This window comes from Variovorax sp. 10N412, assembly GCF_056394985.1.
The window spans coordinates 289,892-316,560 of the sequence record NZ_JBFTIO010000004.1 but is presented as its reverse complement, the minus strand read 5'-3'; the positions used below and the strand labels follow the sequence as shown (position 1 = coordinate 316,560).

Genomic DNA, 26,669 nt, shown 5'->3' with positions numbered 1-26,669 from the left:
CACCCCCTTCCGGGGGCAACACCGGTGGCCCGGCAAAGCCGGTTCCACGGTGTTCCCGGCATGCACCCGCGCGATGGGCAGACCTTGCTCCGCATGAGTTTCGCCGCTCGGCATGGCGGCCTGCGCGCCGCCGGCCCTGCCTGGCGCTGCGCGTCGTTGCTGATCGCCCTGGGCGTGCTCGCGCCGGTGCTCACGCTCGCATGGCTCGCGCTCGGCTCGGGCGTCGGGCATTGGGGTCCGCTGTTCGCGCACGTGCTGCCGCAGGCGGCGCTCAACACCGCCCTGCTGCTCGCGGGCGTCGGTGCGCTGGTGCTGGCGATCGGCACCGGCTGCGCCTGGCTGGTCACGGCGCACGACTTTCCGGGGCGGGGCGTGCTGCACTGGGCGCTGCTGCTGCCGCTGGCCATGCCGACCTACATCGTCGCCTTCGCCTACCTCGACCTGCTGCATCCCATCGGCCCGGTGCAGGGCGCGATCCGCTGGGCGCTGGGCTTCGACAGCCCGCGCCAGTTCCGCCTGCCCGACCTGCGCTCGCTGCCCGGCGCGATCTTCGTGCTGGGCTTCGTGCTGTATCCCTACGTCTACATGACGGCCCGCGCCATGTTCCTGACGCAGCCCGCGCACCTGATGGAAGCGGCGCGCATGCTCGGCGAGAGCCGGCGCGGCGCGTTCTTCCGCGTGGCCTTGCCGCTCGCACGGCCCGCGCTGGCCGTGGGGCTGAGCCTGGCGCTGCTCGAAACGCTCAACGACATCGGCGCCTCGGAGTTCCTGGGCGTGAACACGCTCACCGTGGCGGTCTACACGACGTGGATCACGCGCTCCGACCTGGCCGGCGCGGCGCAGATCGCGTGCGCGATGCTGTTCGTGGTGGTGGCGCTGGTGTGGCTGGAGCGCCATGGCCGCCAGCAACAACGCTTCGGTTCGGCGCAACGCATGCGGGCTGTGCAGCCGCAACGGCTGCGCGGTGCGACGGGCTGGGCGGCGACCGCGGCGGCCGCGCTGCCGGTGCTGATCGGCTTCGTGGCGCCCGCGCTCTATCTGGTCTGGGAAAGCGCCAAGCGGCTGCGGCAAGGCGGCGGCATTTCGCACGGGCTGGTCGCAAGCCTCGGCAACACGCTGGCGCTGGCTGCGGGCGTGACGGTGATCGCTGTCGCGGCCGGGCTGGTCGTCGCGTGGGCCGCGCGCAGCCAGGGCTCACGCCCCGACCGGGCACGCTGGCAGGCGCGCGTGGCGACGCTGGGCTATGCGGTGCCGGGGACGGTGCTGGCCATCGGGCTGCTCACGCCCGCGCTCGCGTTCGATGCGGCGCTGGCCACCGCGATGGGGTGGCAGGGCCTGCCGCTGATGGGCGCGGGCGTCGTGCTGGTGGTGGCCTGCGTCATCCGCTTTCTCGCGATGCCGGTCGGCGGCATCGAGGCCGGCCTGGCGCGCATTCCGCCGGCCATCGAGCAGGCCTCCCGGCTGCTCGGCGAAACCACGGCCGGCACCCTGCGCCGCGTGCACCTGCCGCTGTTGCGCCCCGCCATGGCCGCGGGCGCGCTGCTGGTGTTCGTCGACGCCATGAAGGAACTGCCGGCCACGCTGCTGCTGCGCCCGGCCAATTTCGACACCCTCGCCACCTGGCTCTACGCCGAGGCCGCGCGCGGCACCTACGAGGAAGGCGCCATCGCCGCGCTCGCCATCGTGGGGGCCGGCCTGCTGCCCGTGGTGCTGCTGGCGCGCCACCAGCCGGGCACGCCTTCAGACCCCATCGGCGCCGATACCTCATGAGTTCCCCCCTGCACATCGACGCGATCCAGCTCGCCTACGACACCCCGCGCGGCCCCCACACGGTCGTCGACGGCTTCTCGCTCGCGTTGAAGGCGGGCGAGATCGCCTGCCTCTTCGGCCCCTCGGGCTGCGGCAAGACCACGGTGCTGCGCGCCATCGCGGGCTTCGAGCCCCTGCGCGCGGGCACGGTGCGGCTCGGCGACGTGCTGCTTTCGTCCACGCAGGCGCACCTGCCGCCCGAGCAGCGGCGCGTGGGCATGATGTTCCAGGAGTACGCGCTGTTCCCGCACCTGTCGGCCGCGAAGAACGTGGCGTTCGGGTTGCGTCGCCTCGACCGCGCGGCGCAGCAGCAGCGCGTGGCCGAGATGCTCGCGCTGGTGGGTCTTGCCGAGGCGGGCGAGCGCTATCCGCACGCGCTTTCCGGCGGCCAGCAGCAACGCATCGCGCTGGCGCGCGCGCTCGCACCCTCGCCCGCGCTGCTGCTGCTCGACGAGCCCTTCTCCAACCTCGACGGAGGCACCCGCGAGCGGCTGACGGCCGAGGTGCGCGGCATCCTGAAGCAGGCGGGCCAGACGGCCGTGCTCGTCACGCACAACGAGGCCGAGGCACACGCAATGGCCGACCGCATCGGCGTGATGCACGGCGGGCGCATCACGCACTGGCTGGACACGGCGGCTTAGCACAGGGCGCCCGATCGTCGAATGGGCTTTGCGGGAAAAGGTTGTTCGGGATCGCAAGAATCGCGGCCTTCCACCCCATCCCCAGAGAACGGAAAGCCCCATGCCGCAACCCCTCACCCTCGTCAGCCATCTGCTGTGCCCCTACGTGCAGCGTGCCGCCATCGCGCTGCATGAGAAAGGCGTGCCCTTCGAGCGCGTCGTCATCGACCTGGCGAACAAGCCCCGGTGGTTCCTCGACATCTCGCCGCTGGGCAAGGTGCCGCTGCTGAAGGTGCAGCGGCCGGACGGCGGCGAAGCCGTGCTGTTCGAAAGCAACGTGATCTGCGAGTACCTCGAAGAGACGCAACCCGGCGCCCGCCTGCACCCCGAAGACCCGCTCGCCCGTGCGCAGCATCGCGCATGGATGGAGTTCGGCTCGGCCACGCTCGCCGACCTCTGGGGCTACGAGACCACGCAGGACGCGGCCGTGTTCGCGCAGAAGCGGCTCGCCCTGGTCGCCAAGTTCGAACGCGTGGAAGCAGCGCTGGGCGAAGGCCCTTACTTCGCCGGCAAGGACTTCAGCCTGGTCGACGCGGTCTTCGCGCCGGTGTTTCGCTACTTCGAAGTGTTCGACGCGATCAGCGACTCGCACATCTTCGACGCGCTGCCCAAGGTGAACGCCTGGCGCAAGGCATTGGCGGCACGCCCCAGCGTGCGCGACGCCGTGGTGCCGGAGTACCCACTGCACCTGATGGAATTCCTCCAGCGCCACCAGGCCCACCTGCTCACCCTGGCGGCTTGATCGCCGCGCCGGGAGGCCGACAATAGCGGCCTCCCTCCCCCACAACTACACGGCACCACGAGATGCGACTTCTTCACACCATGCTGCGCGTTGGCAACCTCCAGCGCTCCATCGACTTCTACACCAAGGTGCTCGGCATGAACCTGCTGCGCACGTCGGAAAACACCGAATACAAGTACAGCCTGGCCTTCATCGGCTACGGCAAGGGCAACCCCGACCAGGCCGAGATCGAGCTCACCTACAACTGGGGCACCGAGAGCTACGAGCTCGGCACCGCCTACGGCCACATCGCCCTGGGCGTGCCCGATGCGTATGCGGCCTGCGACAAGATCAAGGCCGCGGGCGGCAACGTGACGCGCGAGGCCGGTCCGGTCAAGGGCGGCACCACGGTGATCGCGTTCGTGACGGACCCCGACGGCTACAAGATCGAACTCATCCAGCGTGACGAAGGCGCCGCTGGCGGCGGCCTGCGCTAAGCCGCATCGGGCAGCACCATGGCGAGCCCGAAGAAAACCGCGACCACACGCCACGTCGCCCTGCTGCGCGGCGTGAACGTCAACGGCATCGCGATCAAGAGCGCCGAGCTGAAGGCGCTGTTCGCCGACGAGCTCGGCTTCGGCACGGTGCGCACCGTGCTCGCCAGCGGCAATGTGCTGTTCGACACCGACGAGGCCGATGCCGCCGCGCTGCGCACGCGCATCGAACAGGCGCTGCGCAAACGCTTCGGCTACGACGCGTGGATCGTGCTGCTTGCGCAGAAGCAAGTGGCCGACATGGCCAAGGGCTACCCCTTCGAGCGCATCGACGAGGAGCGCCATCCGTACATCGTGTTCGGGTCGGACGCGGCGATGCTCGACGAAGTGATGCAGAAAGCAGGCACCGTCGATGCCGATGTCGAGCAACTGAAGCGCGGCAAGGGCGTGCTGTACTGGCAATGCCCGCGCGGCGAGAGCCTGGCCACACCCGTCGCCAAGCTGCTCGCGAAGACGCGCTACAGGTCGAGCACCACCACACGCAACCTGCGCACGGTGGAGAAGCTGCTCACCGGCTGATCAGCAGCCGAGCAGGTCGGCCAGCGCGCCGATGTCGCGCGCGTGCAGGTGGTTGTCCGGTTGCGGCGACACGTCCTTCGGCTGGGCGCGGCCGAATTCGTAAGGGCGCTCGACGTAGGCGGTCTTCAGGCCGCACACGCGCGCGGCGGCCAGGTCGTCGTGGTGCGCAGCGGCGAGCATCACCTGCCCCGGCGTCGCGTCGAACACACCCGCCACGCCCAGGTAGGTGCGCGGATCGGGCTTGTAGGCCTTGAATACTTCGGCCGACAGCACGCAGTCCCAGGGCAGCCCGGCACGCTTGGCCATTTCGGTGAGCAGGCCGATGTTGCCGTTGGACAGCGTGCAGATGGTGAATTTCTTCTTCAGCCGCGTGAGCCCGGCCACCGCATCGGGCCAGGCCGGCAGGCGGTGCCAGGCGCGGCTCAGGTCGCGCTTGGCGGCGGTGTCGAGCCGGTCGCCCAGGCCGAAATCGCGCAGCACCTGCTCCAGCATGCTCAGGTGCAGCTCGTCGAGCAGCGTGAAGCCGCCCTCGCCCGCGGCAATGCGCTCCATCACGGCCTTCATCGCGGGCTGGTAGCCCGCGCGCCAGGCCAGCGCGAAGGCCGCGCCGTCCACGCCGGGCAAGGCGCTCTCGGACTCGGCGGCGATGCCGCTGTGCCAGTCGACCACCGTGCCGAAGACGTCGAAGGCGATGACCTTCAGGTCGCTCGCGTCGAAATCAGCGCGCATGGTCGGTCAGCGCGACAGCTGGCTCGCGGCGCGTGCCAGTTGCTCGATGCGGGCCCAGTCGCCGTCGCGGATGGCGTCGGCCGGCACGATCCACGAACCGCCCACGCAGGCCACGTTCGACAGCGCGAGAAACTCGGCCGCGTTGCCCGCATGGATGCCGCCCGTCGGGCAGAAGGTGACGTCGCCGAACGGGCCCTGCCAGGCCTTCAGCATCGGCAGGCCGCCGGCCTGCAGCGCAGGAAAGAATTTCAGCTGGGTGTAGCCGTCTTCCTGCGCCGTCATGATCTCGCTGCCGGTGGCCACGCCGGGCAGCAGTGGCAGTCCGAGGTCGTGGCAGGCCTTGCCGACCGAACGCGTGTAGCCGGGGCTCACGCCGAACCTGGCGCCGGCCATGGCGGAGGCCTGCGCATCGGCCGCGCTGCGGATGGTGCCCGCGCCGGCCACGGCTTCGGGCACTTCCTTGGCGATGGCCTCGATGCACTGCAGCGCCTGCGGCGTGCGCAGCGTGACTTCGAGCATGCGGATGCCGCCGGCGACCAGCGCGCGCGCCAGGGGCACCGCGTCTTTCACGTCGTTCAGCACGATGACCGGGATGACCGGCGCGTCGCGCATCACGTCGAGGGGGGTGAGTTTTTCGTTCATAGCCATGAGCAGGCTCCTTCTTCTGCGGTCAATGCATTGCGGCGCATGCCGGCGAACAACTCGCGGCCGAGGCCGTGTCCGTCGGCGATGCGCTGGGCTTCGGACAGCGTCGCGGTTTCGCGCGCGGCCCATTCGTCTTCAGGGAGCAGCACGGCAAGCGTACCCGCCAGCGCGTCGAGGCGGATCAGGTCGCCGTCGCGCACCTTGGCCAGCGGGCCACCGGCGGCCGCCTCGGGCGAAACGTGGATGGCGGCCGGAATCTTGCCCGACGCGCCGCTCATGCGGCCGTCGGTGACCAGCGCCACGCGGAAGCCCTTGCCCTGCAGCACCGACAGCGGCGGCGTGAGCTTGTGCAGCTCGGGCATGCCGTTGGCCTGCGGGCCCTGCCAGCGCACCACGCAGACCACGTCGCGCTCCAGCTCGCCGGCGGTGAAGGCTTTTTGCAATGCGGCCTGCGAGTCGAACACGCGCGCGGGCGCCTCGATGACATGGCGGTCGTCGGGCACCGACGACACCTTGATGACGCTGCGGCCCAGGTTGCCGCTCAGCAGCTTCAGGCCGCCGGTGGCGCTGAACGGGCTGGCGACGGTGCGCGTGATGGCTTCGTTCTTCAGCGGCGCGGCAGGGCTCCATTGCAGGCGCTGCTCGCTCGGCTCGCCGGCCAGCGCCGGAACGTTGGCGAACTCGCGGATGCCGCCGGCGCGCACCGTCAGCACGTCTTCGTGCATCAGGCCCGCGTCGACCAGCTCGCCGATCACGAGGCCGGGGCCGCCCGCGGCCTGGAACTCGTTCACGTCGGCGCTGCCGTTGGGGTACACGCGGCTCAGCAGCGGAACGATGTCGGAGAGCTTCGAGAAGTCGTCCCAGTCGATCACGATGCCCGCCGCGCGGGCCACCGCGACCCAGTGGATCAGGTGGTTGGTCGACCCGCCCGTGGCCAGCAGCGCGACCATGGCGTTGACGATGCAGCGCTCGTCGACCATTTCGCCGATGGGTGGGCAGCGCCAAGCCCCCACGCTCGGCACTTCGTGTCCTCGCTGCCCCCCGAGGGGGTGCTCGCTTGCTTGGGGCGGCCCGGCGCGGCGCTCGGCCGCATCGCCGGCCTTGCCCAGCACCGTGCGCACCGCTTCGCGCGTGAGCGTTTCGCGCATCGCGTCGCCGGGCTGGATGAAGGCCGTGCCGGGCACGTGCAGGCCCATGGCTTCGAGCAGCATCTGGTTGCTGTTGGCGGTGCCGTAGAAGGTGCAGGTGCCCACCGAGTGATAGGCCGCCATTTCGGCGTCGAGCAGCCCCTGGCGGCCCACGAGGCCCTGCGCGGCCTGTTCGCGCACCTTCGACTTGGCGCCGTTCGACAGGCCCGAGGCCATGGGGCCGGCCGGCACGAACACGGTCGGCAGATGGCCGAAGTGCAGCGCGCCGATCAGCAGGCCCGGCACGATCTTGTCGCACACGCCCAGCAGCAAGGCGCTGTCGAACATGTCGTGGGTGAGCGCAACGGCGGTGCTCATGGCGATGAGGTCGCGGCTGAAAAGGCTCAGTTCCATGCCGGGCGTGCCCTGCGTGACGCCGTCGCACATGGCGGGCACGCCGCCGGCCACCTGTGCGGTGGCGCCGAGGCGGCGGGCCTCGTGCTTGATGATGTCCGGGTAGCCCTGGTACGGCGCGTGCGCCGAGAGCATGTCGTTGTAGGCGGTGACAATGCCGATGTTGGGGGCGCGCTCGGTCACCACGCGGAACTTGTCGTTGGCCGGAATGCCGGCCACTGCGTGCGCCACGTTGGCGCAGCCCATGCGGTCGGAGCCGCGGTCGCGGCTGCGGATCTCGGCAAGGCGGGTGAGGTAGGCGGTGCGCGGCCCCAGGCTGCGCTCGCGGATGCGATCGGTGATGTCGCGTACGGTGGGGTGTGTGCTGCTGCTCATGGGATCGTGGGCTCTTGCTGCGTGTCGCCAGGGCGACTGTGGGCCTGGAGGCCCATGGTACCAAGCCGGGCGCGAAAGCCCGATGAAATACGGGCGCCCGGCAATACGAATTTACCCATTCGCACCGGTCGAAGCGACACGCATGAAAAAGCCCGGCATCACCGGGCTTTTCTCGCGTCGCGGAGGCTGCGAGGCGGTCAGTCGACCAGCTTGACCTCGACCCGGCGCGCCTCGGTGTTGTTGCCCGAACCGGCGGTGACCGCGGGCTTCTGCAGGTCGATCCTGGCGGCCGGCACGCCCAGGCCCACGAGCACGTCGCGGATCATCTCGGCGCGCTTCTTGGCGAGCTGGTCGTTGATCGCGGGGTCGCCCGTGGTGTCGTGGTAGCCCGAGACCACCGCCTTGCGGCCGCTCTCGACGCCCTTGATAACCGCGGCCAGCGCCTCGGCGGCGCCCGGTGCCAGGTCCGCGCTGCCGGTCGCGAAGTAGAAGTTCACCACGCCGTCGATCACGCGGATGCTCGCTCCGTCGGGGATGGTGACGGTCACCGTCTCGGTCACTTCGGCCAGCTTGGGTTCCGCGCCGGGGGCCGGCGCCGAGATCACCACGGCGGGCTTGACGGCTGCGGCCTGTGCGGCGGCGGCCGGGTTGTGGCCCTTGTGCCAGAGCACGATGCCGATCACGAAGAAGATCACCAGGGCGATGAGCGCCATGAGAAATCCGAGGATGAAATTCTGCTGGCTGTCGTCGTCGCTCATCGCGGGTCTTGCTCCGTAGGAAAGGGGTCGGTAAATAATGGTGCGGTGAACCATGATCACGAAATTGTAGGCGTCGGCCCTTTCACCCCCGTGTCGGACCCGACGCCGGATCCCGGCCCGCCGGGACTCGACCCGATGCCAAGGCCCCTGCGCGACCCGCAGCCGATGCTCGAGCGCGCCATCGCCGACTGGGGCGGGCACGACGACCTCTGGCTCTTCGGCTACGGCTCGCTCATCTGGCGGCCCGAGTTCGACTTTGTCGAGCGGCGCCAGGCCTGGGTGCGCGGATGGCACCGCGCGCTGAAGATGTGGAGCCGCGTGAACCGCGGCAGCGTGCAGGTGCCCGGCCTCGTGTTCGGCCTGCTCTCGGGCGGCAGCTGCCGGGGCATGGTGTTCCGCGTGCCGAAGGCCGACGGGCTCGCCACGCTGCGCCGGCTCTGGCTGCGCGAGATGCCGACCGGCGTGTACGACCCCAGATGGCTGACCTGCGGCACGGCGGAAGGCCCGGTGCGCGCGCTGGCCTTCACGCTCTCGCGGCGCAGCCCCAACTTCACGGGCGAGCTCAGCGACGAGCGCTACCGCCACATCTTCGCCCATGCGGTCGGCCGCTACGGCACCTCGCTCGACTACGCGCGCCAGACCTTGCTGGAACTGCAGCGCCATGCAATCCACGACGCCGCGTTGGCCCGGCTGGTGGCGCTGGCCGCCGTGCAGGAACAGCAGCGCCAGCAGCAGTCCGAGGCCGCCGCCGATTGCGATGCGCCGCCGGCTCCGGTATACGTTCCGGGGTCTGCGGATACTTCGTCCCAGCCTTCACAACCCGCCCAGCCTTCCGGCCCGTCCAAGGAAAACACATGAACCAACGTCGTCTCATCGCCACCGGCACCGCCCTGCTCGCCGCCGCCCTCCTGTCCGCCTGCGGCAGCATGGGCGGCAAGCCCAGCACGGCCGTCGAACTGGTGCCGACCGGCGCCATCACGCCCAACCCGACCCGCGGCACGGTGACCTTCACCGCACTCGACCACGGCCTGCGCGTGTCGGGCGAGGTGCGCGGCCTGGTGCCGGGCAGCGAGCACGGCTTCCACATCCACGAAAAGGGCGACTGCGGCAACAACGGCGATGCCTCGGGCGGCCACTTCAACCCGACCGGCGGCACGCACGGCAAGTTCGCAGCAGCCGGCAGCCATGCCGGCGAGCTGCCGAGCCTGGTGGCCGACGCCGGCGGCGTGGCGCGTTTCAGCGTGGAAGACCACTCGATCTCGCTGACCGACGGTGCCGTCAACAACGTGGCGGGCCGCGCACTGGTGGTGCACCGCGACCGCGACGACTTCACGACGCAGCCTTCGGGCAATTCGGGCCCGCGCATCGCCTGCGCGGTGATTCCCAAGCCCTGATCGGAAAAAGCTAGCCGCCCAGGCGCGCCAGCCAGAGCGCTTCGGCCTGCGCCAGGGCCGCGGGTGTGTCGACGTCCGCGACCACGCCGGCGTCGTCCACCGCCAGCTCCGCTACCGAATCGATAGCACGCATCGAACGCAGGATGGACGATGCGCCCACATTTCCTTCCAAAGCCGCGAGCTCGGTACCGCAGCCGGCCGCAAAGCCGACGGGATGCCCGCGCTCCCCTTGGTAGTTCGGCTGCACGGCATTCACCCGGCCGTCGAGCGCGGCCGCCACCGCCCGCAGCGTCGCCGCCCGGACCAGCGGCAGATCGCCGGGCAGGATCAGCCAGCCCGGCGCATCGCGCGTGGCACGCACCGCCGCGGCAATCGAGTCGCCCATGCCGGGGTGGCCCGCGTCTTCCACATGCCACGGCAGGCCGCTGGCGCGCACTGCATCGAGCGTGCGCTCCAGCACCGGCTTGCCCGCGAGCAGCGCCTTCAACTTGGAGCCCGAGCCGCCGGCCGCGACAAAACGTTCGCCCCGGCCCGAGGCCAGCACGATCACCACGGGGGAATTCGCCTTCGTCGTCATCGGCCGAGTATGTGCGCAACAATCCCCGGCATGACTTCCCTTCTCTCCAATGACGCGCTGGCCGCGCTGCGCAAGAGCTACGAGCGCGCGGAACTCGGCGAGGCGCACAGCGCGGGCGATCCGCTGAAGCAGTTCGAGCGCTGGCTCGCCGAGGCCATCGACGCGAAGGTGCCCGAACCCAACGCCATGACGCTGTGCACCGTGGGCAGCGACCTGCGGCCGTCCAGCCGCATCGTGCTCGTCAAGGGCTGCGACGCGCGCGGCGTCGTCTGGTACACCAACTACGAGAGCCGCAAGGGGCGTGAGCTGTCGGGCAACCCGTATGCGTCGTTGCAGTTCCACTGGGTCGAGCTGGAGCGCGTGGTGCGCATCGAGGGCCGCGTCGAGAAGGTGGCCGCAGAAGAAAGCGACGCCTACTTCGCGAGCCGCCCGCTCGACTCGCGCATCGGCGCCTGGGCCAGTCCGCAGAGCGAGGTGATCAGCGGGCGCGATGTGCTGGTGAAGAACGCGGCCGTGTTCGCGGCCAAGCACCTGCTGTCGCCGCCGCGCCCGCCGCACTGGGGCGGCTACCGGCTGGTGCCCGACCGCTGGGAGTTCTGGCAGGGCCGCAAGAGCCGGCTGCACGACCGGCTGCGCTACCGGCTCGAAGGGGGCCCCGAAGGAATGGCCTGGGTGCGCGAACGCCTCGCGCCCTGACGGCTCACGAGGTGTGAAGAAACCGCAGCAAGCTCGGGGCGCGCGGCAGGTCTGTTCACACCTGGTCAGGGCAGCCACCGCACGCACACCATCACCAGCGTGAGCGTGCCCAGCGCCAGCACCGTGGACACCGCGACACTGGCCGTCACCATGTCTTCGGCGGTGCGGTAGCGCTGCGAGAAGAGAAAGACGTTGGCGCCGATCGGCAGCGCAGCGGCCACCACCATCACCGTGAGCGGAATGCCGCGCACGCCCAGCAGCCAGCCGATGCCCGCCACCAGCAGCGGATGCAGCAGGTTCTTCACGAGCGCCTGCACCAGCGCGCCGCGCCAGTGCCGCCCGATGGGCGTGAGCGCCAACGTGATGCCCACCATCACCAGCGCCACCGGTCCGAAGGCCTGGCCGAGCAACTGGATCGGCTTGTCGATGACCTCGGGCATGGTCCAGCCAGTCTGCGCGAACAGCAGGCCCGCGATGATCGGCAACGGCACGGGGTGGATGATCGCGTTGCGCAGGGCACGCAGCACGGTGCGCGCCATCGAATGCGTCTCGGCGCCGCCGACCTTTGCATGCTCGCGCGCCACCGCCAGTTCCAGCACCACCGTGGCGCTCGTGAGCAGCACCAGCGAGTGCAGCGAGATCAGCGTCAACAGCACCACCATGCCCGACTCGCCGTAGGCCAGGTCGATCAGCACGATGCCGATCATCACGGTGTTGCTGTAGGTGTTGGCCAGCGCGATGACGGCCGCCGTGCGGTTGAAACCGCGCAAGGCCATCGTGCCCGCGAACAGCAGGCCCGAGGCAACGAAGTACGCCGCCACCGGCTTGAGGCTGAGTTGCTCCACGTGCACCGTGCTCATGGCGCGGAACAGCAGCGCGGGCGCGAGCAGCAGGAAGATGAGGTTCGACAGGTCCTTCACCGCATTGCCTCCGATCCAGCGACGGCGCCCGGCGAGGTAGCCGGCGGCGATAAGCAGTACGACGGGCAGAAGCGAGGAGATGACGAACGAATTCACCGGGCGAGGATAGCCGAGGGATTTGCTCCTTCCCCCTCTGGGGGAAGGCTGGAATGGGGGCACGCGCGGCCTCGAACGCTGCATGGCATCGAAGGCCGCGAGCCCCCACCCCTGCCCTCCCCCAGAGGGGGAGGGAGAAACACGCCAAGTTAGAACGTCACCCGCAAGCCCACCTTCAGCGTGCGCCCCGGCAGCGGCGCATTCGGGTACACCGTCGTCGTCAGGATCGACGTCGGGCTGTAGGCCAGCTTGTTGCCGATGTTGTCCATGCGCGCATACCAGGTGAGGTTGGCGCGCTGCACCTTCATGCGGTACGTGATGGCCGCGTTCCACAGCGTGTACGCATCGGTCTCGCGCGCGCCCACCGCCGGAATGCGGCGTTGCGCCGCGTTGTAGTCGAAGCCCACGCGCGCACCCCACGGGCCATTGGCGTAGGCCAGCGTCGCGCCCAGGCGCAGCGGCGCGATGCGCGGCAGCGGCTCGCCGGTGTCGAGGTTCTTCGCGCGCACGATGTCGCCGCGCCATTCGAGGTCGAGCGTGCCCGCGTCGCCCATGCGCGCAAAGCCCTCGGTGCCCAGCAGGCGCAGGTTGCCGTTGGCCTCGATGCCGGTGAAGCGCGCACGCACGCCGCCGTACACGTATTCGGCCAGCGTGTCGGTGGCGCCGGGCTCGGCCACGTTGCCCTCTTCGTCGAGGTTGCGCCCCGACGCGGTCAGGCCGATGTAGTTCTGGAAGCGCGTGACATACGCGTTGACGCGCGCCGTGTTGGGCCCCGACTTCCACTGAGCGCCCAGGTCGAAGCCGGTCGACTTTTCCTTCTTCAGGTTCGGGTCGCCCACTTCCCAGGCGGCCGTGGCCACGTGCGGGCCGTTGGCCAGCAGCTCGTAGTCCTTCGGGGCGCGCTCGGTGTACGCCAGGTTCGAGGTCAGCTGCCACTGCGGCGCGAGGTTGACCAGCGCACCGAAGGCCGCGCTGTGCGGGTTGAAGGTGCGCTCGCCGATGGCGAAGCGCGTCACGCTCGGATCGTCCGGATAGCCCAGCGAACGCACGCGAACCTGCTCGGTGCGCGCACCGAAGCTCAGCCGGCCCCACGAGGTGCCCAGCTCTTCGTGCAGGAACAGAGCGTTGGAGCGCGTGCGGCTGTGCGGCGCGAAGGCCTCTTCGCCGTCGGCGGCGAAACGGTTGGTCTCGCTGCTGAAGCCCACCAGGCCTTCGAAGTTGCCGATCTTCCGGTGGCGCGCCTCGATGCGCAGGTCGTTGCTCATGTTCGAGAACGTGGTGCCCGGCTGGCCACCCTCGAACTCGGTGTGGCGGTAGTCGGTGTGGCTCAGCTTGGCGTGGATGCTGCTGATGAAGCCGCCCGGGCGCCATTCGCCTTCGAGCGCATAGCGGTCGGACTTCATGCCGATGGTCACGTCGTCTTCCGCCACGGTGCCGTAGGTGCTGCGGTAGGTGCTGACCGAGGCGCCGATGTAGCCCTGGTCGAAGAACATCGTGCCGCCGACCGCGCCGCCGTGCGCCTCGTTGGCCGAGTTGCAGATCTTGCGCGCCGACCACGGCGAGCCGGGCTTGCTGCATTCGAGGGTGATGGGCACCGCCACGTCCTTCGAGTCGCGGTTGAAAGCGTCGACGTGCAGCGCGAAGCGGTCGTTGCCGCCTTCGAGCACCACGCCGCCGTTCTTCTCCTTGTTGCCGGTGGCGTAGCCCAGGTCGGCACGGCCGCCGAAGCCGTTGATCGGCTCCGAGGGAATGCGGTTGTCGATCACGTTGACCACGCCACCCACGGCGCTGCCGCCGTACTGCAGCGCCGACGGGCCGCGCAGCACTTCGATGCGTTCGGTGACCAGCGCGTCGACCGGCACCGCATGGTCGTAGCTCAGCGCCGAGGCATCGGGTGCGCCGCCGCCGTTCTGCAGGATGCGGATGCGGTCGCCGTCCTGGCCGCGAATGATCGGGCGGCTGGCGTTGGGGCCGAAGTAGCTGCTGCTCACGCCGGGCACGTTGTTGAGCGTTTCGCCCAGGGTCGATTCGGCGCGCAGCAGCAGCTTGTCGCCCGACAGCGTGGTGGTGGGTGCCATCAGGTCGGAGGCGCCGAGCGGGTTGCCGGTGACGGTGACCTCGCGCAGGCTTGCCGCGTCGGCGGCCTGGGCCTGGGCCTGGGTTTGTTCCTGTGCCTGGGCCAGGGCCGCGAAAGTGGCGAGCGAAAGAATGGCAGCGCCCACGGCGTTGCGACGGAAATTGGGGTTCATGAAAGGACATTCGTTGAATCGAGGGACGACCGGCCGCGCCCCGCGCCAAGCGGGTGCAGCAACCGGCACACAGGGAATTCAGCGAATGGGGGGCGGGCCGCGCGCCTCGAACAGCACGACCCAGCGGGCGATGACCTCGCCCTCCAGAAAAGCGAAGGTGGCCGCCGGCAGCAGCATCGGCAGCACCACCAGCGGCACGCCCGGTGCGCTGGAGCCGTGCGCCAACTGGTCGTACAGGCGGCACTCGGCGTCGGTCTTGTCACTGAACAGCGCGTTGAGCCAGCCGTGCCGCGGCGCCGGCTCGAGAGCCTGGGTCCGATCCTGGCCCGCCATGGCCACCGTCGCGCGCGCGGCGGCCAGCGCCCGGGACAGGTCGCCCGGCACATGCAGCGTGGCATGCACGAGGCCGAGCGTCGACGCCAGCCACACCGCGAAAAGCAGCGTGACAGCGATGGAGCGCAACAGCCTCGTGTGCATCCTCGAGCGTCCGCTCAGAAGTGCGTCGTCATGCCGACGTACAGGCTGCGTCGCGTGCCGTACTGCGGCGCGCCCACGCCGACGCCCGTTCCGTCGCGCAGCAGGTAGCTCCTGTCGAACAGGTTGAGGATGGCCACACGGGCGACGACGTCGCCGCCCGAGGCTTCCTTCCACGTGTGCGAGTAGGCGGCGTTGACCACCGCATAGTGCGGCAACGCGGCGCTGTTGGGCGCCCCGCCGTCGGGCGTGCGGCGCAGGCCGCTGCCGAAGACCAGGTCGCCGCTGACCTGGTTGTCGCCGAAGCGGTAGCTCGCGCCGCCCGACAGCGTGTAGGTCTGGTCGTGGTCCAGGTACACGTAGTGGTCGACGATGTAGTTCAGCTCATCGGCGCCGAACAGCGACTGGCTCGACACGATGTTCTTGCCCATCGCCTTCTGGTAGGCGAAGTTCGCATAGGCCGACCAGTGGTCGTCGTTGTAGCGCGCCGACAGCTCCAGCCCGCGCGCGAAGCCCTTGGCGTAGTTGAACGGCGACAGGATCAGCGCCTGGCCGAACTGGCCTTCGTCGAGCAGGTTGGTGATGTTCTTGTAGTACACGTCGGCCGACAGCGACAGGTTGGCGTTCACCTTGTGGTCCACGCCCAGGTCGAAGTAGTGGGTGCGCTCCGCCTTCACCGGGTCGGAATTGGCGATCTCGGGCTGGTTGCTGGTGCCCGCGTACAGGTCGATGCTCTGCTGCGACGCGAGCTCCTGCGGCGGCGGGGTGAAGTAGCGGGCATAGCCCGCGTGCAGCGCGGTGTCGCCGGTCAGCTTGTACGCCAGGTTCAGGCGCGGGCTCCACTGGTGCTCCTTGGTGAACGCGTCGACGCTGTCGTAGCGCAGGCCGTAGTTGAAGGTGAGCTTGGGGTCGATGCGCCACTCGTCCTGCAGGTAGAGGCTGGCGAGCTGTCCGACCTTGCCCGAGTTGTCGTTGATCAGCACCGGCGTGTTGCCGACCTGCGCACCGCTGTCGTCGACCGGGAACACGTTCACCGCATTGATGCTGCGCGTGTTCTGCCGCGTGTAGGCGCCGCCGAAGCGCAGCGTGTGGGCATCGCCCAGCTTGTACGAGGCATCGGCCTGCAGCCCGTTCGACGAGTTGGAACGCAGGGTGTCGGAGGCCACGCCGTTGTAGATCAGGTCGCCCACTGCGTCGGGCACGTAGTGCAGGCTCGAGTACTGGTGGAAGGCCGAGACCTGGAAGTCCAGCGCGCCGAGCGTCTTCTGGAACGACAGGGCGACGAAGCGCGTGGCTTCGGTCTGGCGCTCCCGCACGTCCGACGACGGCAGCCCGTTGAAGCCCGTGCCCAGGTCGCTGTAGCCGGCCAGCGAGAACGCCGGCGCCTGGTTCGGGTTGGTCGGAATCTGGAACTTGCCGTTGTACGTGCCGAACATCAGGCCCAGGCGCGTGTCCGCGTCGAGGTAGTAGGACAGGTTGCCGAAGGTCTTGCCCTGGCGCGTGCGGTCGTTCTGCGCGTTGAGGGTGGGCTGCGGGTTCTCGATGCCGTTGGTGTTGGAGACCAGGCTGCCCGACAGGTAGTAGCTCAGGTTGCCGGTGGTGCCGTAGACGGAGGCGCTTTCTTCCAGCGTGTTGTGGCTGCCGAAGGTGAAGCCGAGCGAGCCGCCGGGCTTGCCGAAGCCCTGCTTCGTCTGGATGTCGACCACGCCGGCGGTGCGCAGGCCGTACTGCGCGGGCAAGGCGCCGGTGAGGAAATCGACCGAGTCGATGTAGCGCGTGTCCAGCGACTGGCCGAAGCCCGAAATGCCCTCGGGCAACTGCACGCCGTTGACGCGGTACTGCACGTTGCCGTGGTCGTCGCGCACATGCAGGGAGCCGGAGGCCTTCGAGTCCTTGGCAACGCCCGGCAAGGTCAGCAGCACGTCGTCCAGCGGCGTTGCATCGCCCTTGCCGAGCGCATCGATGGCGGCGCGGTCGATGCGGTAGACGGTGGCGCCCACCTCGGGCGACAGCTCCATGCGCGCTTTCTTCAGGCGCTCGGACTGGATCTCCACGGTGGACAGCGTGCCGGGCGGCGAGGTGGACGCGCCGGGCGCCACGGTGGCGGTGGCGTCCTGCGCCAGGGCTGGCCAGGACAGCAGGGAAAGAACGGCAACGCCGATGGCATTGCGACGGAAATTGGGAATCATGATGGGCACTCGTTGAATCAATGAACGTCCGCCGCCGCCCGCGCAAGGCGGGAGGCGGCAGCCGGAACACGAAGGGATTCAGCGAGAGGAAGGCGGGCCGCGCGCGTCGAACAACGCGACCCATCGGGCGAGGGCCTCGCCCTGCAACCAGGCGAAGGTGGCCGACGGCAGCAACACCGGCAGCACCACCAGCGGCACGCTCGGCGTGGCGCTGCCGTCGCCGAGCTGGTCGTACAGGCGGCATTCGGCGTCGGTGTGCTCGCCGAACAGGCTGCCCAGGCCGTGGGGGTGCTTGTGCACATCGCCCTGGGCCTGCGCCAGGACCCCGGTGGCTGCGGCGGCTTCGGTCAGCCCCGGCACGTGCAGCGAACGGTGCATGACGCCCAGCGTGCCCGCGATCCACAACGCGAACGCCAGCGCGACGATGATCGCGCGGACGGAACGGGAGGATGAACGGCGGGCTGTCAACATGGAACGCAGGGCGGCGGGCTCAGGCCTTGACGCGGGAGGCGAAGGTCTTCTGGAACTTCTCGACCTTCGGACCCACGACGAATGCGCAGTAGCCCTGGTTCGGATGGTTCAGGAAGTAGTCCTGGTGGTAGCCCTCGGCGGCCGAGTAGTTGGCGAGCGGCGCCACCTCGGTGACCACGCTCGAGCGGTAGGTCTTGCTCGCCTCGATCTCGCCGATGACCGCTTGCGCCACCTGCCTGTGCGCTTCGCTCGTGAAGTAGATGCCGCTGCGGTACTGGGTGCCGGCGTCGTTGCCCTGGCGGTTCAGCGTGGTCGGGTCGTGCACCACGAAGAAGATCTCCAGCAGTTCGCGCAGGCTGATCTGTGCCGGGTCGAACTCGAGCTTCACCACCTCGTTGTGGCCGGTGCGGCCAGTGCAGACCTGCTCGTAGGTCGGGTTGACGGTCTCGCCGTTGCAATAGCCCGATTCCACGTCCAGCACGCCCTGCACGCGGTCGAAGACCGCCTCGGTGCACCAGAAGCAGCCCCCGCCGAGCACGATGGATTCGGTCGACGGCGGTGAAGAGGACATGGGCTGCTCCGGCAGGGTGGAAAAAGACGAACCCGATATTGTCGCGGCTTGACGCGGCGATTGCCGGTCAACTACATTACTAACCCGCGAGTCATTAACCTCATGCCCACGCCCCGTTCCTTCGTCGACAAGCTCTGCCCGGTGCGCTCCAAGCGCGAACGCCGGAAAGAGGCGCGTCCCGGCGAACTGCTGGCCGCCGCGCTCGACCTGTTCGTGGAAAAAGGCTTCGCCGCCACCCGTTCCGAAGAAGTGGCGGCGCGCGCCGGCGTTTCCAAAGGCACCCTCTTCCTGTACTTTCCGAGCAAGGACGAGCTCTTCAAGGCCGTGGTCATGGAGAACCTCGGCGGCCGCTTCACCGAGTGGAACGCCGAGTTCGAGGCCTTCGAAGGCACCACCGCCGACATGCTGCGCTACTGCATGAACGTGTGGTGGGAGCGCGTGGGCAACACCCAGGCCTCTGGCCTGACCAAGCTCATGGTGAGCGAGGGCGCCAACTTCCCGGAACTGGCGGAGTTCTACCGCCGCGAGGTGGTCCGCCCCGGCCACGACCTGCTGCGGCGCATCTTCCAGCGCGGCATCGACAGCGGCGAGTTCGCGCCGATGGACGTTGACCACGCCATCTATTCGGTGGTGGCGCCCATGGTCTTCCTGATGCTCTGGAAGCATTCGGCGATGGTCTGCGTGGACGGCGTGTCCGCGCTCGACCCCCGCAAGTACGTCGCCGCGCAGGCCGACGTGGTGATCAACGGGCTCAGCGCACACCCCGGAAGGCCGAGCGCGCCGCTGGCGTCACCGGCGCCACCTAAAATTGAAGGTTTGTCCTGAGCCCACTAGGAAAACCACGCCATGAACCCCACCCCCACCCTCGAGCGCTTGCGCTTCAACATGATCGAGCAGCAGATCCGCCCCTGGGACGTGCTTGAAACCGACATCCTCGAACTGCTGGCCCAGATCCACCGCGAGGACTACGTGCCCGAAGAGCACCGCACCCTGTCGTTCTTCGACATGGAACTGCCGCTGCTCGACGGCTCGGTGCCCGGCGAATTCATGCTCTCGCCCAAGGTCGAGGCCCGCACGCTGCAGGACCTGCACATCCAGAAGCACGAATCGGTGCTCGAGATCGGTACCGGCTCCGGCTTCATGGCCGCCCTGCTCGGCGCCCGCGCCGCCCAGGTGCTGTCGCTCGAAATCAACCCCGTGCTGGCCGAGCGCGCCGCCCAGACGCTGCGCCAGAACGGCGTGACCAACGTCGAAGTGCGCCACGCCGACGGCGCCGTGCCCCTGGCCAGCGGCCCGAGCTTCGACGTGATCGTGCTGAGCGGCTCGGTCGCGCGCATTCCGCAGAACCTGCTGGGTTCGCTCAAGGTCGGCGGCCGCCTGTCGGCCATCGTGGGCGAAGAGCCGATGATGCGCGCCCACTTCGTCACCCGCACCAGCGAAAGCAAGTGGGACACGCTCCAGCCCTGGGACACCGTGGCCCCGCGCCTGCTGAACTTCCCCGAGCCCTCGCGCTTCTCGTTCTGAACGGGCGGTTGACCGAATGATCGACCAAGTCCGCCCCGCCGACCTTGCCGCCTGGTTCGCCCAGGACCCCGCGGCCATCCCGCTGCTGCTCGACGTGCGCGAGCCATGGGAGCTGCAGACGGCGAGCGTGGTGCCCCAGGGCTTCACCCTGTTGGCGATTCCGATGAACGAGATCCCCGGCCGGCTGGCCGAGCTGGGTGAAGACCATCGCATCGCCTGCCTGTGCCATCACGGCGCGCGCAGCCAGCGCGTGGCCGCCTTCCTGAACCAGAACGGCTTTGCCGAGCTCGCCAACGTGGCGGGCGGCATCGACGCCTGGTCCCAGCACGACCCCACGGTCCCGCGGTATTGAATGACACCCCCAGGCTTCGCGCACTTCCGCGCACCGTTCGCCGCAAGGCCGTGACGTGGTCGATGCGCAGCAAGCCCAAAAAGATTTCTCTTTCTCAAGGACGTTCAATGCCTTCCAGGCCCCGGCTTTCGCCTCTTACCGCAGCGCTCGCAAGCACCTTTGCAGCACTGCTCGCATTGCCGGCCCAGAGCCAGACACTGAACGAACTGTATGACGCCGCCCGCGGCTACGACGCCACCTACCAGGGCGCGCGGGCCCAGTACGACGCCAACGTGGCACGCGCCGCACAGGCCAAGGCCGGCATCCTGCCGGCGGTCGGCCTCACGGCCGGGGTGTCGCGCAGCGACATCGAGATCGACACCCTCACGGGCACCGGCCGCGGCACCACCACGCCGCGCGACTTCAACACGCAGAACGTCGGCATCAACGCCACCCAGCCGATTTACCGGCCCGCGAACTGGGCCACCTACGAGCAGGGCAAGCGCCAGGCCGACATCGCGCAGGCGGTGTTCACCATCGCCGAGCAGGACCTGATCGTGCGCGTGAGCCAGGCCTACTTCGACGTGCTCGCGAGCCAGGACAGCCTCGCCCTCGTGCGCGCGCAGAAGGTGGCCGTGGCCGAGCAACTGGCGTCGGCCAAGCGCAACTTCGAGGTCGGCACCTCGACCATCACCGACTCGCGCGAGGCCCAGGCCCGCTACGACCTCGTGATTGCGCAGGAAATCGCGGCCGAGAACGACCTGCAGGTGAAGAAGGTGGTGCTCGACCAGCTGGTCGGCCGCCCCGGCAGCGTGCCCGTGCCGCTCGCGGTGCCGGTGGTGCTGCCCACGGCCCTGCCCGCGGACATCAATGCCTGGGTTGCGCAGGCCGACAGCGTACATCCGGCGATCCAGCAGGCGCGCCTGGGCGTCGAGGTGGCCGGGCTGGAAGTGGAAAAGGCCAAGGCTGGGCACAAGCCCACGCTGGACGCCAACCTGGGCTACAACGTCACGCGCAACCCGACCGGCACCACCACCAGCACGGTGGGCACGCGCGCCAATGCCGCCACTGTGGGCGTCGTGTTCAACCTGCCGCTGTTCGCCGGCTTCGCCACCGAGAACCGCATCAAGGAAACGCTGGCGCTCGAAGACCAGTCGCGCAGCGTGTTCGAAGGCACCCGCCGCAACGTGGCGCAGGCCACGCGCGCGGCGTACCTCGGGCTGGTGTCGGGCGCGGGCCAGGTGAAGGCGCTGGAAGCGGCCGAGGCGTCGAGCCAGAGCGCGCTCGAGGCCAACCGACTGGGCTACCAGGTGGGCGTGCGCATCAACATCGACGTGCTGAATTCGCAAAGCCAGCTGTTCCAGACCAAGCGCGACCTGGCGCAGGCCCGCTACAACGTGCTGCTGGGCAACCTGAAGCTGCGCCAGGCCAACGGCACGCTGACGACGAACGACATGAACGCAATCAACGCGACGCTGGCGAGCAACGGCAGCGTGCCGGCGGTGCCTGCGGCCACCGCGCCCGATCGCACGGACCGCGGCGCGTCGCCCGTGGTGCCGGTTGCACCGCCGAGCATTCCGGTGATTCCACCCGTGCCGGTGCAGCCGTTCAACCCGCCGGCGCCGGCGATGCCGACGGCACCCGTGCCGCCGGTGATCCTGAATCCGCCGGTGCGCTGAGGTTTTTTTGTCTTTCTCCCTCCCCCGCTGGGGGAGGGTCGGGGTGGGGGCACGACGGCCTTGAACCCCTGGCAGCACTCGTCGGGCGCTTGCCCCGGTCCCAGCCTCCAGCCTTCCCCCAGAGAGGGAAGGAGCACATGCAAACTCAGTCCAGCGTGGGTTCCGCGCGCTGCGGTTCGCCGCCGTCAAGCGGCGCTGCGGCGGTCGCGACCGGCTCCGCGGCCTGCGCAATCGCCAGCACCGCCGCCGCCGTGCGCTCGGCCGCCCCGCGGTTCGACGACGAGAAGCCCAGCGCGGCCTGCGCCATCACGGCGCGGCGCTCCGGGTTCTCGACCAGCTTCAGCGCTGCCGTCACCGCCTGCTCCATGCCCTCGACGCGCAGCGACGCGCCGGCCGCCAGCGACAGCTGCGACGCTTCCGCGAAGTTGAAGGTCGACGGCCCCATGACCACCGGGCAGCCGCAGGCGGCCGGCTCGATCAGGTTCTGCCCGCCCAGCGGCTCGAAGCTGCCGCCGAGCAGCGCCACGTCGGCCAGGCCGTAGTAAAGCGCCATTTCACCGAGCGAATCGCCCAGCCAGATCTCGGCCTCGGCCGGCTGCCCCGCCGCGCTGCGGCGCGCCACCGCAAAGCCTTCGGCCTCGATCAGCGCGGCCACTTCGTCGAAGCGCTGCGGATGGCGCGGCACGATCATCCATTGCACGTCGTGCACCCGCTTGGCAATCGAGCGCACCGCGCCCTGCTCCGGCGGCACCGGCGACGTGGCGCCGAAGCGCTTGAGCACGTCGAGCAGCATGCGCTCTTCACCGTCGCGCGAACTCGCGAGCACCACCATCGGCTTGGGCAGGCGCTCGCGCAGCGACACGGCCGCCTTGAGCTGGCGCTCGTCGGGCGTGGCGTCGAACTTCAGGTTGCCGTACACGCCGGCCACCTTGGCGCCCAGCGACACCAGCCGGTGCGAATCGGCCTCGGTTTGCGCCCACACGGCGGTGAGCGCCGAATACGCGGGCCGCGACAGCCAGGCCAGGCGCTCGGCGGCGGCCAGCGACTTTTCGCTGAGCCGCGCATTGGCCAGCACCAGCGGAATGCGGCGCCCGGCACAGGCCGCGGCCATCACCGGCCACACCTCGGTTTCCATCAGCACGCCGATGCGGGGCTGGAACTTGTCTAGAAAGCGCGCCACGGCGCCCGGTGTGTCCCAGGGCTGCCACACCTGCGTGTCACCGGGCTCGAGCAGCTTGACGCCCTCTTCGCGGCCGGTGGCGGTGCCATGGGTGAGCAGGATGGGAATGCCGGGGTACTGGCGGCGCAGTTCGGCGATCAGGATGGCTGCAGCGCGCGTTTCGCCGAGCGACACGGCATGCACCCAGCACTGCGCATGGCCGGTGGTGGCCGCGTCGTAATGCCCGAAGCGTTCTTCCACGGCCACGCCATAGCCCGGCTCAGCCTGCGCGCGGCGCCGCAGCTTGCGACGGACCAGCGGTTGCACAACGGTGGTGAATACGCCGTAGAGGCGGAGCAACAGGGAACGCACAGGCTGGGTTCAGTGGGAGGCTTCGGCCAGGCTGGCGTCGGGCTTGACGGTTCTCAACAGGGCCAGCATCTCGGCCTCGATGCGCTTGAGCGCCGCATCGGTCTGGCCTTCGAAGCGCAGCACCAGCACGGGGGTGGTGTTCGACGCACGGATGAGCCCGAAGCCGTCGGGCCAGTCCACGCGCAAGCCGTCGATGGTCGAGACCGTGGCGGGCGCCGCGAAGCGCGCGCTTTTCACCAGCTGGCCGACCACCGCATGCGGCTCGCCCTCGGCGCAGGCCACGTTCAGTTCAGGCGTGGAGAAGCTGGTGGGCAAGGCATTGAGCACGGCGTTGGCGTCCGGGCTCTTGCTCAGGATTTCGAGCAGGCGGCAACCCGCATAGGTGCCGTCGTCGAAACCGAACCAGCGCTCCTTGAAGAAGATGTGGCCGCTCATCTCGCCGCCCAGCGGCGAATCGATTTCCTTCATCTTGGCCTTGATGAGCGAGTGGCCGGTCTTGTAGATCATGGCCTTGCCGCCCGCGGCCTCGATGGCCGGCGCCAGGCGCTGCGAACACTTGACGTCGAAGACGATGGTGCCGCCCGGCACGCGCGACAGCACGTCCTGCGCGAACAGCTGCATCTGGCGGTCGGGGAAGATGTTCTGGCCGTCCTTGGTGACGATGCCCAGCCGGTCGCCGTCGCCGTCGAAGGCCAGGCCCAGTTCGGCGTCGCCCGCGGCCAGCGCGGCCATCAGGTCCTTGAGGTTCTCGGGCTTGCTGGGGTCGGGATGGTGGTTCGGGAAGTTGCCGTCGACCTCGCTGAACAACTCGGTCACTTCGCAGCCGATGGCGCGAAAGATGGCCGGGGCCGAGGCACCGGCGATGCCGTTGCCCGAATCGACCACGATCTTCATCGGGCGCGCCAGCTTGATGTCGCCGGCGATGCGCTTCACGTACGCCTCGGTCACGTCGACCTTGCGCACGCTGCCGCCGGGGGCGAGTTGCGCCGTGCCGGCTTCCATGGTCTTGCGCAGGCCCTGGATCTCGTCGCCGTAGATCGCGCGGCCGGCCAGCACCATCTTGAAGCCGTTGTAGTCCTTGGGGTTGTGGCTGCCGGTGACCTGGATGCCGCTGGTGCACAGCGTGTGGGCCGCGAAATAGAGCATGGGCGTGGTGACCGCGCCCACGTCGATCACTTCGACGCCGGTCGCCACCAGGCCCTGGATCAGCGCTTCAGCGAGCGCGGGCCCCGACAGCCGGCCGTCACGCCCCACGGCGACCGACTTTTCACCGGCTGCGCGCGCGGCGCTGCCGAAGGCCCGCCCGAGCGCCTCGGCCACCTCGGTGTCGAGAGTGACCGGCACGACGCCGCGAATGTCATAGGCCTTGAAGATCGACGCGCTGAGCTGCATGAAAGGCGTTTCCCGGTTGGTTTTGCGAACGGGGCATTGTAGGCAACGCCCCGGAGGGCCACATGTCCGAAAACGGCCAGTTGAAACGAGTCGAAACCGTATCATTTCCCCATGCCCGCCGCCCACACACCCCACGAAGCGCTCGAGAGCGACGCCTGCTACCTGGCGATGAAGACGCACGACGCGCGCTTCGACGGCTCGTTCTTCACCGCGGTGACCTCCACCGGCATCTATTGCCGCCCGGTGTGCCGCGTGAAGCTGCCGCGGCGCGAGAACTGCCGCTTCTTCCGCCATGCGGCGCAGGCCGAGGCGGCGGGCTTTCGCCCCTGCCTGCGCTGCCGGCCCGAACTGGCACCGCGTGCGGCCAGCTGGTCGACCGAAGACGCCTCGCGCATCCTCGCACTGCAGGCGGCCCGGCTCATCGACGAGCCCGACGCGTGGTCGGAAGACGGCCCCGGCGCGGCGCAGATCGCCGCACGGCTCGGCGTGAGCGACCGGCACCTGCGCCGCATCTTCGAGGTGCAGTTCGGCGTGTCGCCCCTGCAGTACCTGCAGACGCGCCGCCTGCTGGCCGCCAAGCAGCTGATCGCCGACACCCGGCTGCCGATGACGCAAGTGGCACTGGCCAGCGGCTTTGCGAGCGTGCGCCGCTTCAACGCGGCGTTTCTCGAACACTACGGCTTGAACCCCAGCGCACTGCGCAGGGCGGGCGGCGCGGCGGCCGAAGGCGACAAGGCCAAGGCCATCGAGGTGCGGCTGGGCTTCAGACCGCCGTACGACGCCAACGCCATGCTCGCGTTCTTCGCACGCCGCGCGTTGCGGGGCGTGGAGGTCGTGACCACGGCCGACGGCAAGGCGCCCGTCAAGGGCAGCACGCCCACGTATGTGAAGCTGACCCGCACCCTGCGCGTCCAGCAAGGCACGCAGGCGCACGCCGGCTGGATGCAGCTGCGCTTCGACCTAGAGCGCGAACTGGTGCTGCTGTCGGTCAGCGACTCGCTCGCCGCGGTGCTGCCCATCGTCATCAGCCGGGCGCGGGCGCTGTTCGATCTCGACGCCGAGCCGATGGCGATCAACGCCGCGCTGCATGCGGCCTTTCCGCACGGCGACGGGCTGCGCGTGCCCGGCGCGGTCGACGGCTTCGAACTTGCGGTGCGCGCGGTGCTGGGCCAGCAGGTCACGGTGGCCGCGGCGCGCACGCTGGGCTCGCGGCTGGTCGAGGCCTTCGGCGAGCCGATCGCCACGCCGGTCGAAGGACTGGACCGGCTGTTCCCCACGCCCGCCGCCATTGGCGCGGCCAGCGGCGACGCCCTCGGCCAGCTCGGCATCGTGCGCCAGCGGCAGACCGCGCTGCACGCCATCGCCCAGCGCGTGGTGGCTGGCAAGCTGACCTTGCATGCGGGCGCCGACGTGCCCTCGACCATCGCCGCGCTGCAGGAGCTTCCGGGCATCGGTGCCTGGACCGCGCAGTACATCGCCATGCGCGCGTTGCGCTGGCCCGACGCCTTTCCGGCCGGCGACGTCGCGCTGCAGAAGGCACTGGGCGTGACCACGGCGCGCGCCGCCAGCGAGGCGTCTCAGGCCTGGCGGCCATGGCGCAGCTACGCGGTGCTGCGCGCCTGGCATGCGCCCTCTTCGTCTTCCGCATTGCCCACCGCCGAGACGGCGGCCACGGCATCTCCCCTCGTCACCACGGCAGGCCTCACCGCCTGAAATGTCATGAAGTTCAAGAGCAAAGTCATCTACACCTCGCACCTCGACACGCCGCTGGGCGGCATGACGATGGCGGCCACCGACCAGGGCCTGGCCGGCGTCTGGTTCGACCAGCAGCGCCACTGGCCCGACACCACCGGCTGGATCACCCGGGACGACCACCCCGCGCTGGTCGAGGCGGCCGCCCAGTTGCGCGACTACTTCGCCGGCCGGCGCGACAGCTTCGACATGACGCTCGACCTCTCGCACGGCACCGCGTTCCAGCAAAGCGTGTGGCAGCAGCTGCTGGCCATTCCGGCCGGCGCCACCACCAGCTACGGTGCATTGAGCGTGAACGTGGGCAATCCCGCGGCGGTGCGCGCGGTGGGCGCGGCCGTGGGGCGCAACCCGATCAGCGTGATCGTGCCCTGCCACCGCGTGCTGGGCGCCGACGGGTCGCTGACCGGTTACGCTGGCGGGCTCGAGCGCAAGACCGCCCTGCTCGAACTCGAGAAGGCGCTCTGAGCGCCGGGCACCGAAGAAGAACAGACG

General features: G+C 69.5%; 27 protein-coding genes. 14 read left to right on the top strand and 13 right to left on the bottom strand.

Going from position 1 to position 26,669, the window contains the following annotated elements:
• The first annotated feature begins 60 nt into the window (after positions 1-60).
• The 5 genes from AC1DJH_RS13425 to AC1DJH_RS13405 all read left to right on the top strand — a co-directional run bounded on the left by AC1DJH_RS13425 (position 61) and on the right by AC1DJH_RS13405 (position 4,283).
• Positions 61-1,770 carry an ABC transporter permease gene (locus AC1DJH_RS13425; protein WP_478186027.1) on the top strand — a complete coding sequence of 570 codons (1,710 nt, stop codon included), beginning with the start codon at positions 61-63 and terminating at the stop codon, positions 1,768-1,770.
• Entirely contained in the window at positions 1,767-2,450 is a 684-nt protein-coding gene (locus AC1DJH_RS13420; protein WP_478186026.1) for an ABC transporter ATP-binding protein, read from the top strand. The genes AC1DJH_RS13425 and AC1DJH_RS13420 overlap by 4 nt, the downstream gene beginning before the upstream one ends.
• Positions 2,451-2,550: 100 nt before the next feature.
• A complete protein-coding gene (locus AC1DJH_RS13415; protein WP_478186025.1) occupies positions 2,551-3,231 on the top strand; it encodes a glutathione S-transferase family protein in 681 nt (226 codons plus the stop codon).
• 62 nt (positions 3,232-3,293) lie between these two features.
• Positions 3,294-3,707 carry a lactoylglutathione lyase gene (gloA, locus tag AC1DJH_RS13410; protein ID WP_435436379.1) on the top strand — a complete coding sequence of 138 codons (414 nt, stop codon included), beginning with the start codon at positions 3,294-3,296 and terminating at the stop codon, positions 3,705-3,707.
• An 18-nt stretch (positions 3,708-3,725) separates the two neighbouring features.
• Positions 3,726-4,283 (top strand): DUF1697 domain-containing protein, encoded by a 558-nt coding sequence (locus AC1DJH_RS13405; RefSeq protein WP_478186024.1) that lies wholly within the window; start codon positions 3,726-3,728, stop codon positions 4,281-4,283.
• Here AC1DJH_RS13405 and AC1DJH_RS13400 read toward each other — a convergent pair whose 3' ends face one another.
• The 4 genes from AC1DJH_RS13400 to AC1DJH_RS13385 all read right to left on the bottom strand — a co-directional run bounded on the left by AC1DJH_RS13400 (position 4,284) and on the right by AC1DJH_RS13385 (position 8,331).
• On the bottom strand, positions 4,284-5,012 hold the full coding sequence (locus tag AC1DJH_RS13400; RefSeq protein WP_478186023.1) for a haloacid dehalogenase type II: 729 nt from the start codon (positions 5,010-5,012) through the stop codon (positions 4,284-4,286).
• A gap of 6 nt (positions 5,013-5,018) precedes the next feature.
• Positions 5,019-5,660, bottom strand: a complete 642-nt coding sequence (gene eda, locus AC1DJH_RS13395; RefSeq protein WP_435484468.1) for a bifunctional 4-hydroxy-2-oxoglutarate aldolase/2-dehydro-3-deoxy-phosphogluconate aldolase — start codon at positions 5,658-5,660, stop codon at positions 5,019-5,021.
• Positions 5,651-7,573 carry a dihydroxy-acid dehydratase domain-containing protein gene (locus AC1DJH_RS13390; RefSeq protein ID WP_472119037.1) on the bottom strand — a complete coding sequence of 641 codons (1,923 nt, stop codon included), beginning with the start codon at positions 7,571-7,573 and terminating at the stop codon, positions 5,651-5,653. Before AC1DJH_RS13390 ends, eda begins: the two co-directional genes overlap by 10 nt.
• Positions 7,574-7,770: 197 nt before the next feature.
• Entirely contained in the window at positions 7,771-8,331 is a 561-nt protein-coding gene (locus tag AC1DJH_RS13385) for an OmpA family protein (RefSeq protein WP_478186022.1), read from the bottom strand.
• Positions 8,332-8,466: 135 nt separating this feature from the next.
• Here AC1DJH_RS13385 and AC1DJH_RS13380 point away from each other — a divergent pair, with 135 nt between their 5' ends.
• Positions 8,467-9,189, top strand: coding sequence for a gamma-glutamylcyclotransferase (locus tag AC1DJH_RS13380; RefSeq protein WP_478186021.1), 723 nt, complete (start codon positions 8,467-8,469; stop codon positions 9,187-9,189).
• Positions 9,186-9,725, top strand: a complete 540-nt coding sequence (locus AC1DJH_RS13375; RefSeq protein WP_472119030.1) for a superoxide dismutase family protein — start codon at positions 9,186-9,188, stop codon at positions 9,723-9,725. The genes AC1DJH_RS13380 and AC1DJH_RS13375 overlap by 4 nt, the downstream gene beginning before the upstream one ends.
• 10 nt (positions 9,726-9,735) lie before the next feature.
• On the opposite strand, the gene AC1DJH_RS13370 is transcribed toward AC1DJH_RS13375, so the two are convergent.
• Entirely contained in the window at positions 9,736-10,302 is a 567-nt protein-coding gene (locus AC1DJH_RS13370; protein WP_478186020.1) for a nucleotidyltransferase family protein, read from the bottom strand.
• A 30-nt stretch (positions 10,303-10,332) separates the two neighbouring features.
• Between AC1DJH_RS13370 and pdxH the strand changes: the two genes are divergently transcribed.
• Positions 10,333-10,998, top strand: a complete 666-nt coding sequence (pdxH, locus tag AC1DJH_RS13365; protein WP_478186019.1) for a pyridoxamine 5'-phosphate oxidase — start codon at positions 10,333-10,335, stop codon at positions 10,996-10,998.
• A 65-nt stretch (positions 10,999-11,063) separates the two neighbouring features.
• Here pdxH and AC1DJH_RS13360 read toward each other — a convergent pair whose 3' ends face one another.
• The 6 genes from AC1DJH_RS13360 to msrA all read right to left on the bottom strand — a co-directional run bounded on the left by AC1DJH_RS13360 (position 11,064) and on the right by msrA (position 17,968).
• Positions 11,064-12,014, bottom strand: a complete 951-nt coding sequence (locus AC1DJH_RS13360) for an AEC family transporter (protein ID WP_478186018.1) — start codon at positions 12,012-12,014, stop codon at positions 11,064-11,066.
• Positions 12,015-12,163: 149 nt separating this feature from the next.
• Positions 12,164-14,263, bottom strand: a complete 2,100-nt coding sequence (locus AC1DJH_RS13355) for a TonB-dependent receptor (RefSeq protein WP_478186017.1) — start codon at positions 14,261-14,263, stop codon at positions 12,164-12,166.
• A gap of 78 nt (positions 14,264-14,341) precedes the next feature.
• Positions 14,342-14,740, bottom strand: coding sequence for a hypothetical protein (locus AC1DJH_RS13350; protein ID WP_478186016.1), 399 nt, complete (start codon positions 14,738-14,740; stop codon positions 14,342-14,344).
• 14 nt (positions 14,741-14,754) lie between these two features.
• Complete coding sequence (locus AC1DJH_RS13345) at positions 14,755-16,926, bottom strand: TonB-dependent receptor (protein ID WP_478186015.1); 2,172 nt, start codon at positions 16,924-16,926, stop codon at positions 14,755-14,757.
• Positions 16,927-17,004: 78 nt separating this feature from the next.
• Positions 17,005-17,397 (bottom strand): hypothetical protein, encoded by a 393-nt coding sequence (locus AC1DJH_RS13340; protein ID WP_478186014.1) that lies wholly within the window; start codon positions 17,395-17,397, stop codon positions 17,005-17,007.
• A 19-nt stretch (positions 17,398-17,416) separates the two neighbouring features.
• Entirely contained in the window at positions 17,417-17,968 is a 552-nt protein-coding gene (gene msrA / locus AC1DJH_RS13335) for a peptide-methionine (S)-S-oxide reductase MsrA (protein ID WP_478186013.1), read from the bottom strand.
• Between the two features lie 102 nt (positions 17,969-18,070).
• Here msrA and AC1DJH_RS13330 point away from each other — a divergent pair, with 102 nt between their 5' ends.
• From AC1DJH_RS13330 to AC1DJH_RS13315, 4 genes are all read left to right on the top strand, one after another.
• Positions 18,071-18,793, top strand: a complete 723-nt coding sequence (locus tag AC1DJH_RS13330; RefSeq protein WP_478186012.1) for a TetR/AcrR family transcriptional regulator — start codon at positions 18,071-18,073, stop codon at positions 18,791-18,793.
• A gap of 21 nt (positions 18,794-18,814) precedes the next feature.
• Positions 18,815-19,492, top strand: coding sequence for a protein-L-isoaspartate O-methyltransferase family protein (locus tag AC1DJH_RS13325; protein WP_478186011.1), 678 nt, complete (start codon positions 18,815-18,817; stop codon positions 19,490-19,492).
• A gap of 16 nt (positions 19,493-19,508) precedes the next feature.
• Positions 19,509-19,844: a rhodanese-like domain-containing protein gene (locus AC1DJH_RS13320; protein ID WP_435436361.1), complete on the top strand. Its 336-nt coding sequence runs from the start codon at positions 19,509-19,511 to the stop codon at positions 19,842-19,844.
• A 107-nt stretch (positions 19,845-19,951) separates the two neighbouring features.
• Positions 19,952-21,502 carry a TolC family outer membrane protein gene (locus AC1DJH_RS13315; RefSeq protein ID WP_472119001.1) on the top strand — a complete coding sequence of 517 codons (1,551 nt, stop codon included), beginning with the start codon at positions 19,952-19,954 and terminating at the stop codon, positions 21,500-21,502.
• 145 nt (positions 21,503-21,647) lie between these two features.
• Here the strand turns inward: AC1DJH_RS13315 and AC1DJH_RS13310 are convergent, their stop codons facing one another.
• Together AC1DJH_RS13310 and AC1DJH_RS13305 are read right to left on the bottom strand one after the other, a co-directional pair.
• Entirely contained in the window at positions 21,648-23,033 is a 1,386-nt protein-coding gene (locus AC1DJH_RS13310) for a 3-deoxy-D-manno-octulosonic acid transferase (protein ID WP_478186010.1), read from the bottom strand.
• A 9-nt stretch (positions 23,034-23,042) separates the two neighbouring features.
• A complete protein-coding gene (locus AC1DJH_RS13305; protein ID WP_472118995.1) occupies positions 23,043-24,425 on the bottom strand; it encodes a phosphomannomutase/phosphoglucomutase in 1,383 nt (460 codons plus the stop codon).
• Between the two features lie 111 nt (positions 24,426-24,536).
• Here AC1DJH_RS13305 and AC1DJH_RS13300 point away from each other — a divergent pair, with 111 nt between their 5' ends.
• Positions 24,537-26,138 carry a DNA-3-methyladenine glycosylase 2 family protein gene (locus AC1DJH_RS13300; RefSeq protein WP_478186009.1) on the top strand — a complete coding sequence of 534 codons (1,602 nt, stop codon included), beginning with the start codon at positions 24,537-24,539 and terminating at the stop codon, positions 26,136-26,138.
• A 6-nt stretch (positions 26,139-26,144) separates the two neighbouring features.
• A complete protein-coding gene (locus tag AC1DJH_RS13295; protein ID WP_435436356.1) occupies positions 26,145-26,642 on the top strand; it encodes a methylated-DNA--[protein]-cysteine S-methyltransferase in 498 nt (165 codons plus the stop codon).
• Positions 26,643-26,669: the final 27 nt, after the last annotated feature.

Bases quoted from the DNA above. Each gene is read 5' to 3' on its own strand.
- AC1DJH_RS13425 (WP_478186027.1), top strand. From the start codon at position 61: ATGCACCCGCGCGATGGGCAGACCTTGCTCCGCATGAGTTTCGCCGCT.
- AC1DJH_RS13420 (WP_478186026.1), top strand. From the start codon at position 1,767: ATGAGTTCCCCCCTGCACATCGACGCGATCCAGCTCGCCTACGACACC.
- AC1DJH_RS13415 (WP_478186025.1), top strand. From the start codon at position 2,551: ATGCCGCAACCCCTCACCCTCGTCAGCCATCTGCTGTGCCCCTACGTG.
- gloA (WP_435436379.1), top strand. From the start codon at position 3,294: ATGCGACTTCTTCACACCATGCTGCGCGTTGGCAACCTCCAGCGCTCC.
- AC1DJH_RS13405 (WP_478186024.1), top strand. From the start codon at position 3,726: ATGGCGAGCCCGAAGAAAACCGCGACCACACGCCACGTCGCCCTGCTG.
- AC1DJH_RS13400 (WP_478186023.1), bottom strand. From the start codon at position 5,012: ATGCGCGCTGATTTCGACGCGAGCGACCTGAAGGTCATCGCCTTCGAC.
- eda (WP_435484468.1), bottom strand. From the start codon at position 5,660: ATGGCTATGAACGAAAAACTCACCCCCCTCGACGTGATGCGCGACGCG.
- AC1DJH_RS13390 (WP_472119037.1), bottom strand. From the start codon at position 7,573: ATGAGCAGCAGCACACACCCCACCGTACGCGACATCACCGATCGCATC.
- AC1DJH_RS13385 (WP_478186022.1), bottom strand. From the start codon at position 8,331: ATGAGCGACGACGACAGCCAGCAGAATTTCATCCTCGGATTTCTCATG.
- AC1DJH_RS13380 (WP_478186021.1), top strand. From the start codon at position 8,467: ATGCCAAGGCCCCTGCGCGACCCGCAGCCGATGCTCGAGCGCGCCATC.
- AC1DJH_RS13375 (WP_472119030.1), top strand. From the start codon at position 9,186: ATGAACCAACGTCGTCTCATCGCCACCGGCACCGCCCTGCTCGCCGCC.
- AC1DJH_RS13370 (WP_478186020.1), bottom strand. From the start codon at position 10,302: ATGACGACGAAGGCGAATTCCCCCGTGGTGATCGTGCTGGCCTCGGGC.
- pdxH (WP_478186019.1), top strand. From the start codon at position 10,333: ATGACTTCCCTTCTCTCCAATGACGCGCTGGCCGCGCTGCGCAAGAGC.
- AC1DJH_RS13355 (WP_478186017.1), bottom strand. From the start codon at position 14,263: ATGAACCCCAATTTCCGTCGCAACGCCGTGGGCGCTGCCATTCTTTCG.
- AC1DJH_RS13350 (WP_478186016.1), bottom strand. From the start codon at position 14,740: ATGCACACGAGGCTGTTGCGCTCCATCGCTGTCACGCTGCTTTTCGCG.
- AC1DJH_RS13345 (WP_478186015.1), bottom strand. From the start codon at position 16,926: ATGATTCCCAATTTCCGTCGCAATGCCATCGGCGTTGCCGTTCTTTCC.
- AC1DJH_RS13340 (WP_478186014.1), bottom strand. From the start codon at position 17,397: ATGTTGACAGCCCGCCGTTCATCCTCCCGTTCCGTCCGCGCGATCATC.
- msrA (WP_478186013.1), bottom strand. From the start codon at position 17,968: ATGTCCTCTTCACCGCCGTCGACCGAATCCATCGTGCTCGGCGGGGGC.
- AC1DJH_RS13330 (WP_478186012.1), top strand. From the start codon at position 18,071: ATGCCCACGCCCCGTTCCTTCGTCGACAAGCTCTGCCCGGTGCGCTCC.
- AC1DJH_RS13325 (WP_478186011.1), top strand. From the start codon at position 18,815: ATGAACCCCACCCCCACCCTCGAGCGCTTGCGCTTCAACATGATCGAG.
- AC1DJH_RS13320 (WP_435436361.1), top strand. From the start codon at position 19,509: ATGATCGACCAAGTCCGCCCCGCCGACCTTGCCGCCTGGTTCGCCCAG.
- AC1DJH_RS13315 (WP_472119001.1), top strand. From the start codon at position 19,952: ATGCCTTCCAGGCCCCGGCTTTCGCCTCTTACCGCAGCGCTCGCAAGC.
- AC1DJH_RS13305 (WP_472118995.1), bottom strand. From the start codon at position 24,425: ATGCAGCTCAGCGCGTCGATCTTCAAGGCCTATGACATTCGCGGCGTC.
- AC1DJH_RS13300 (WP_478186009.1), top strand. From the start codon at position 24,537: ATGCCCGCCGCCCACACACCCCACGAAGCGCTCGAGAGCGACGCCTGC.
- AC1DJH_RS13295 (WP_435436356.1), top strand. From the start codon at position 26,145: ATGAAGTTCAAGAGCAAAGTCATCTACACCTCGCACCTCGACACGCCG.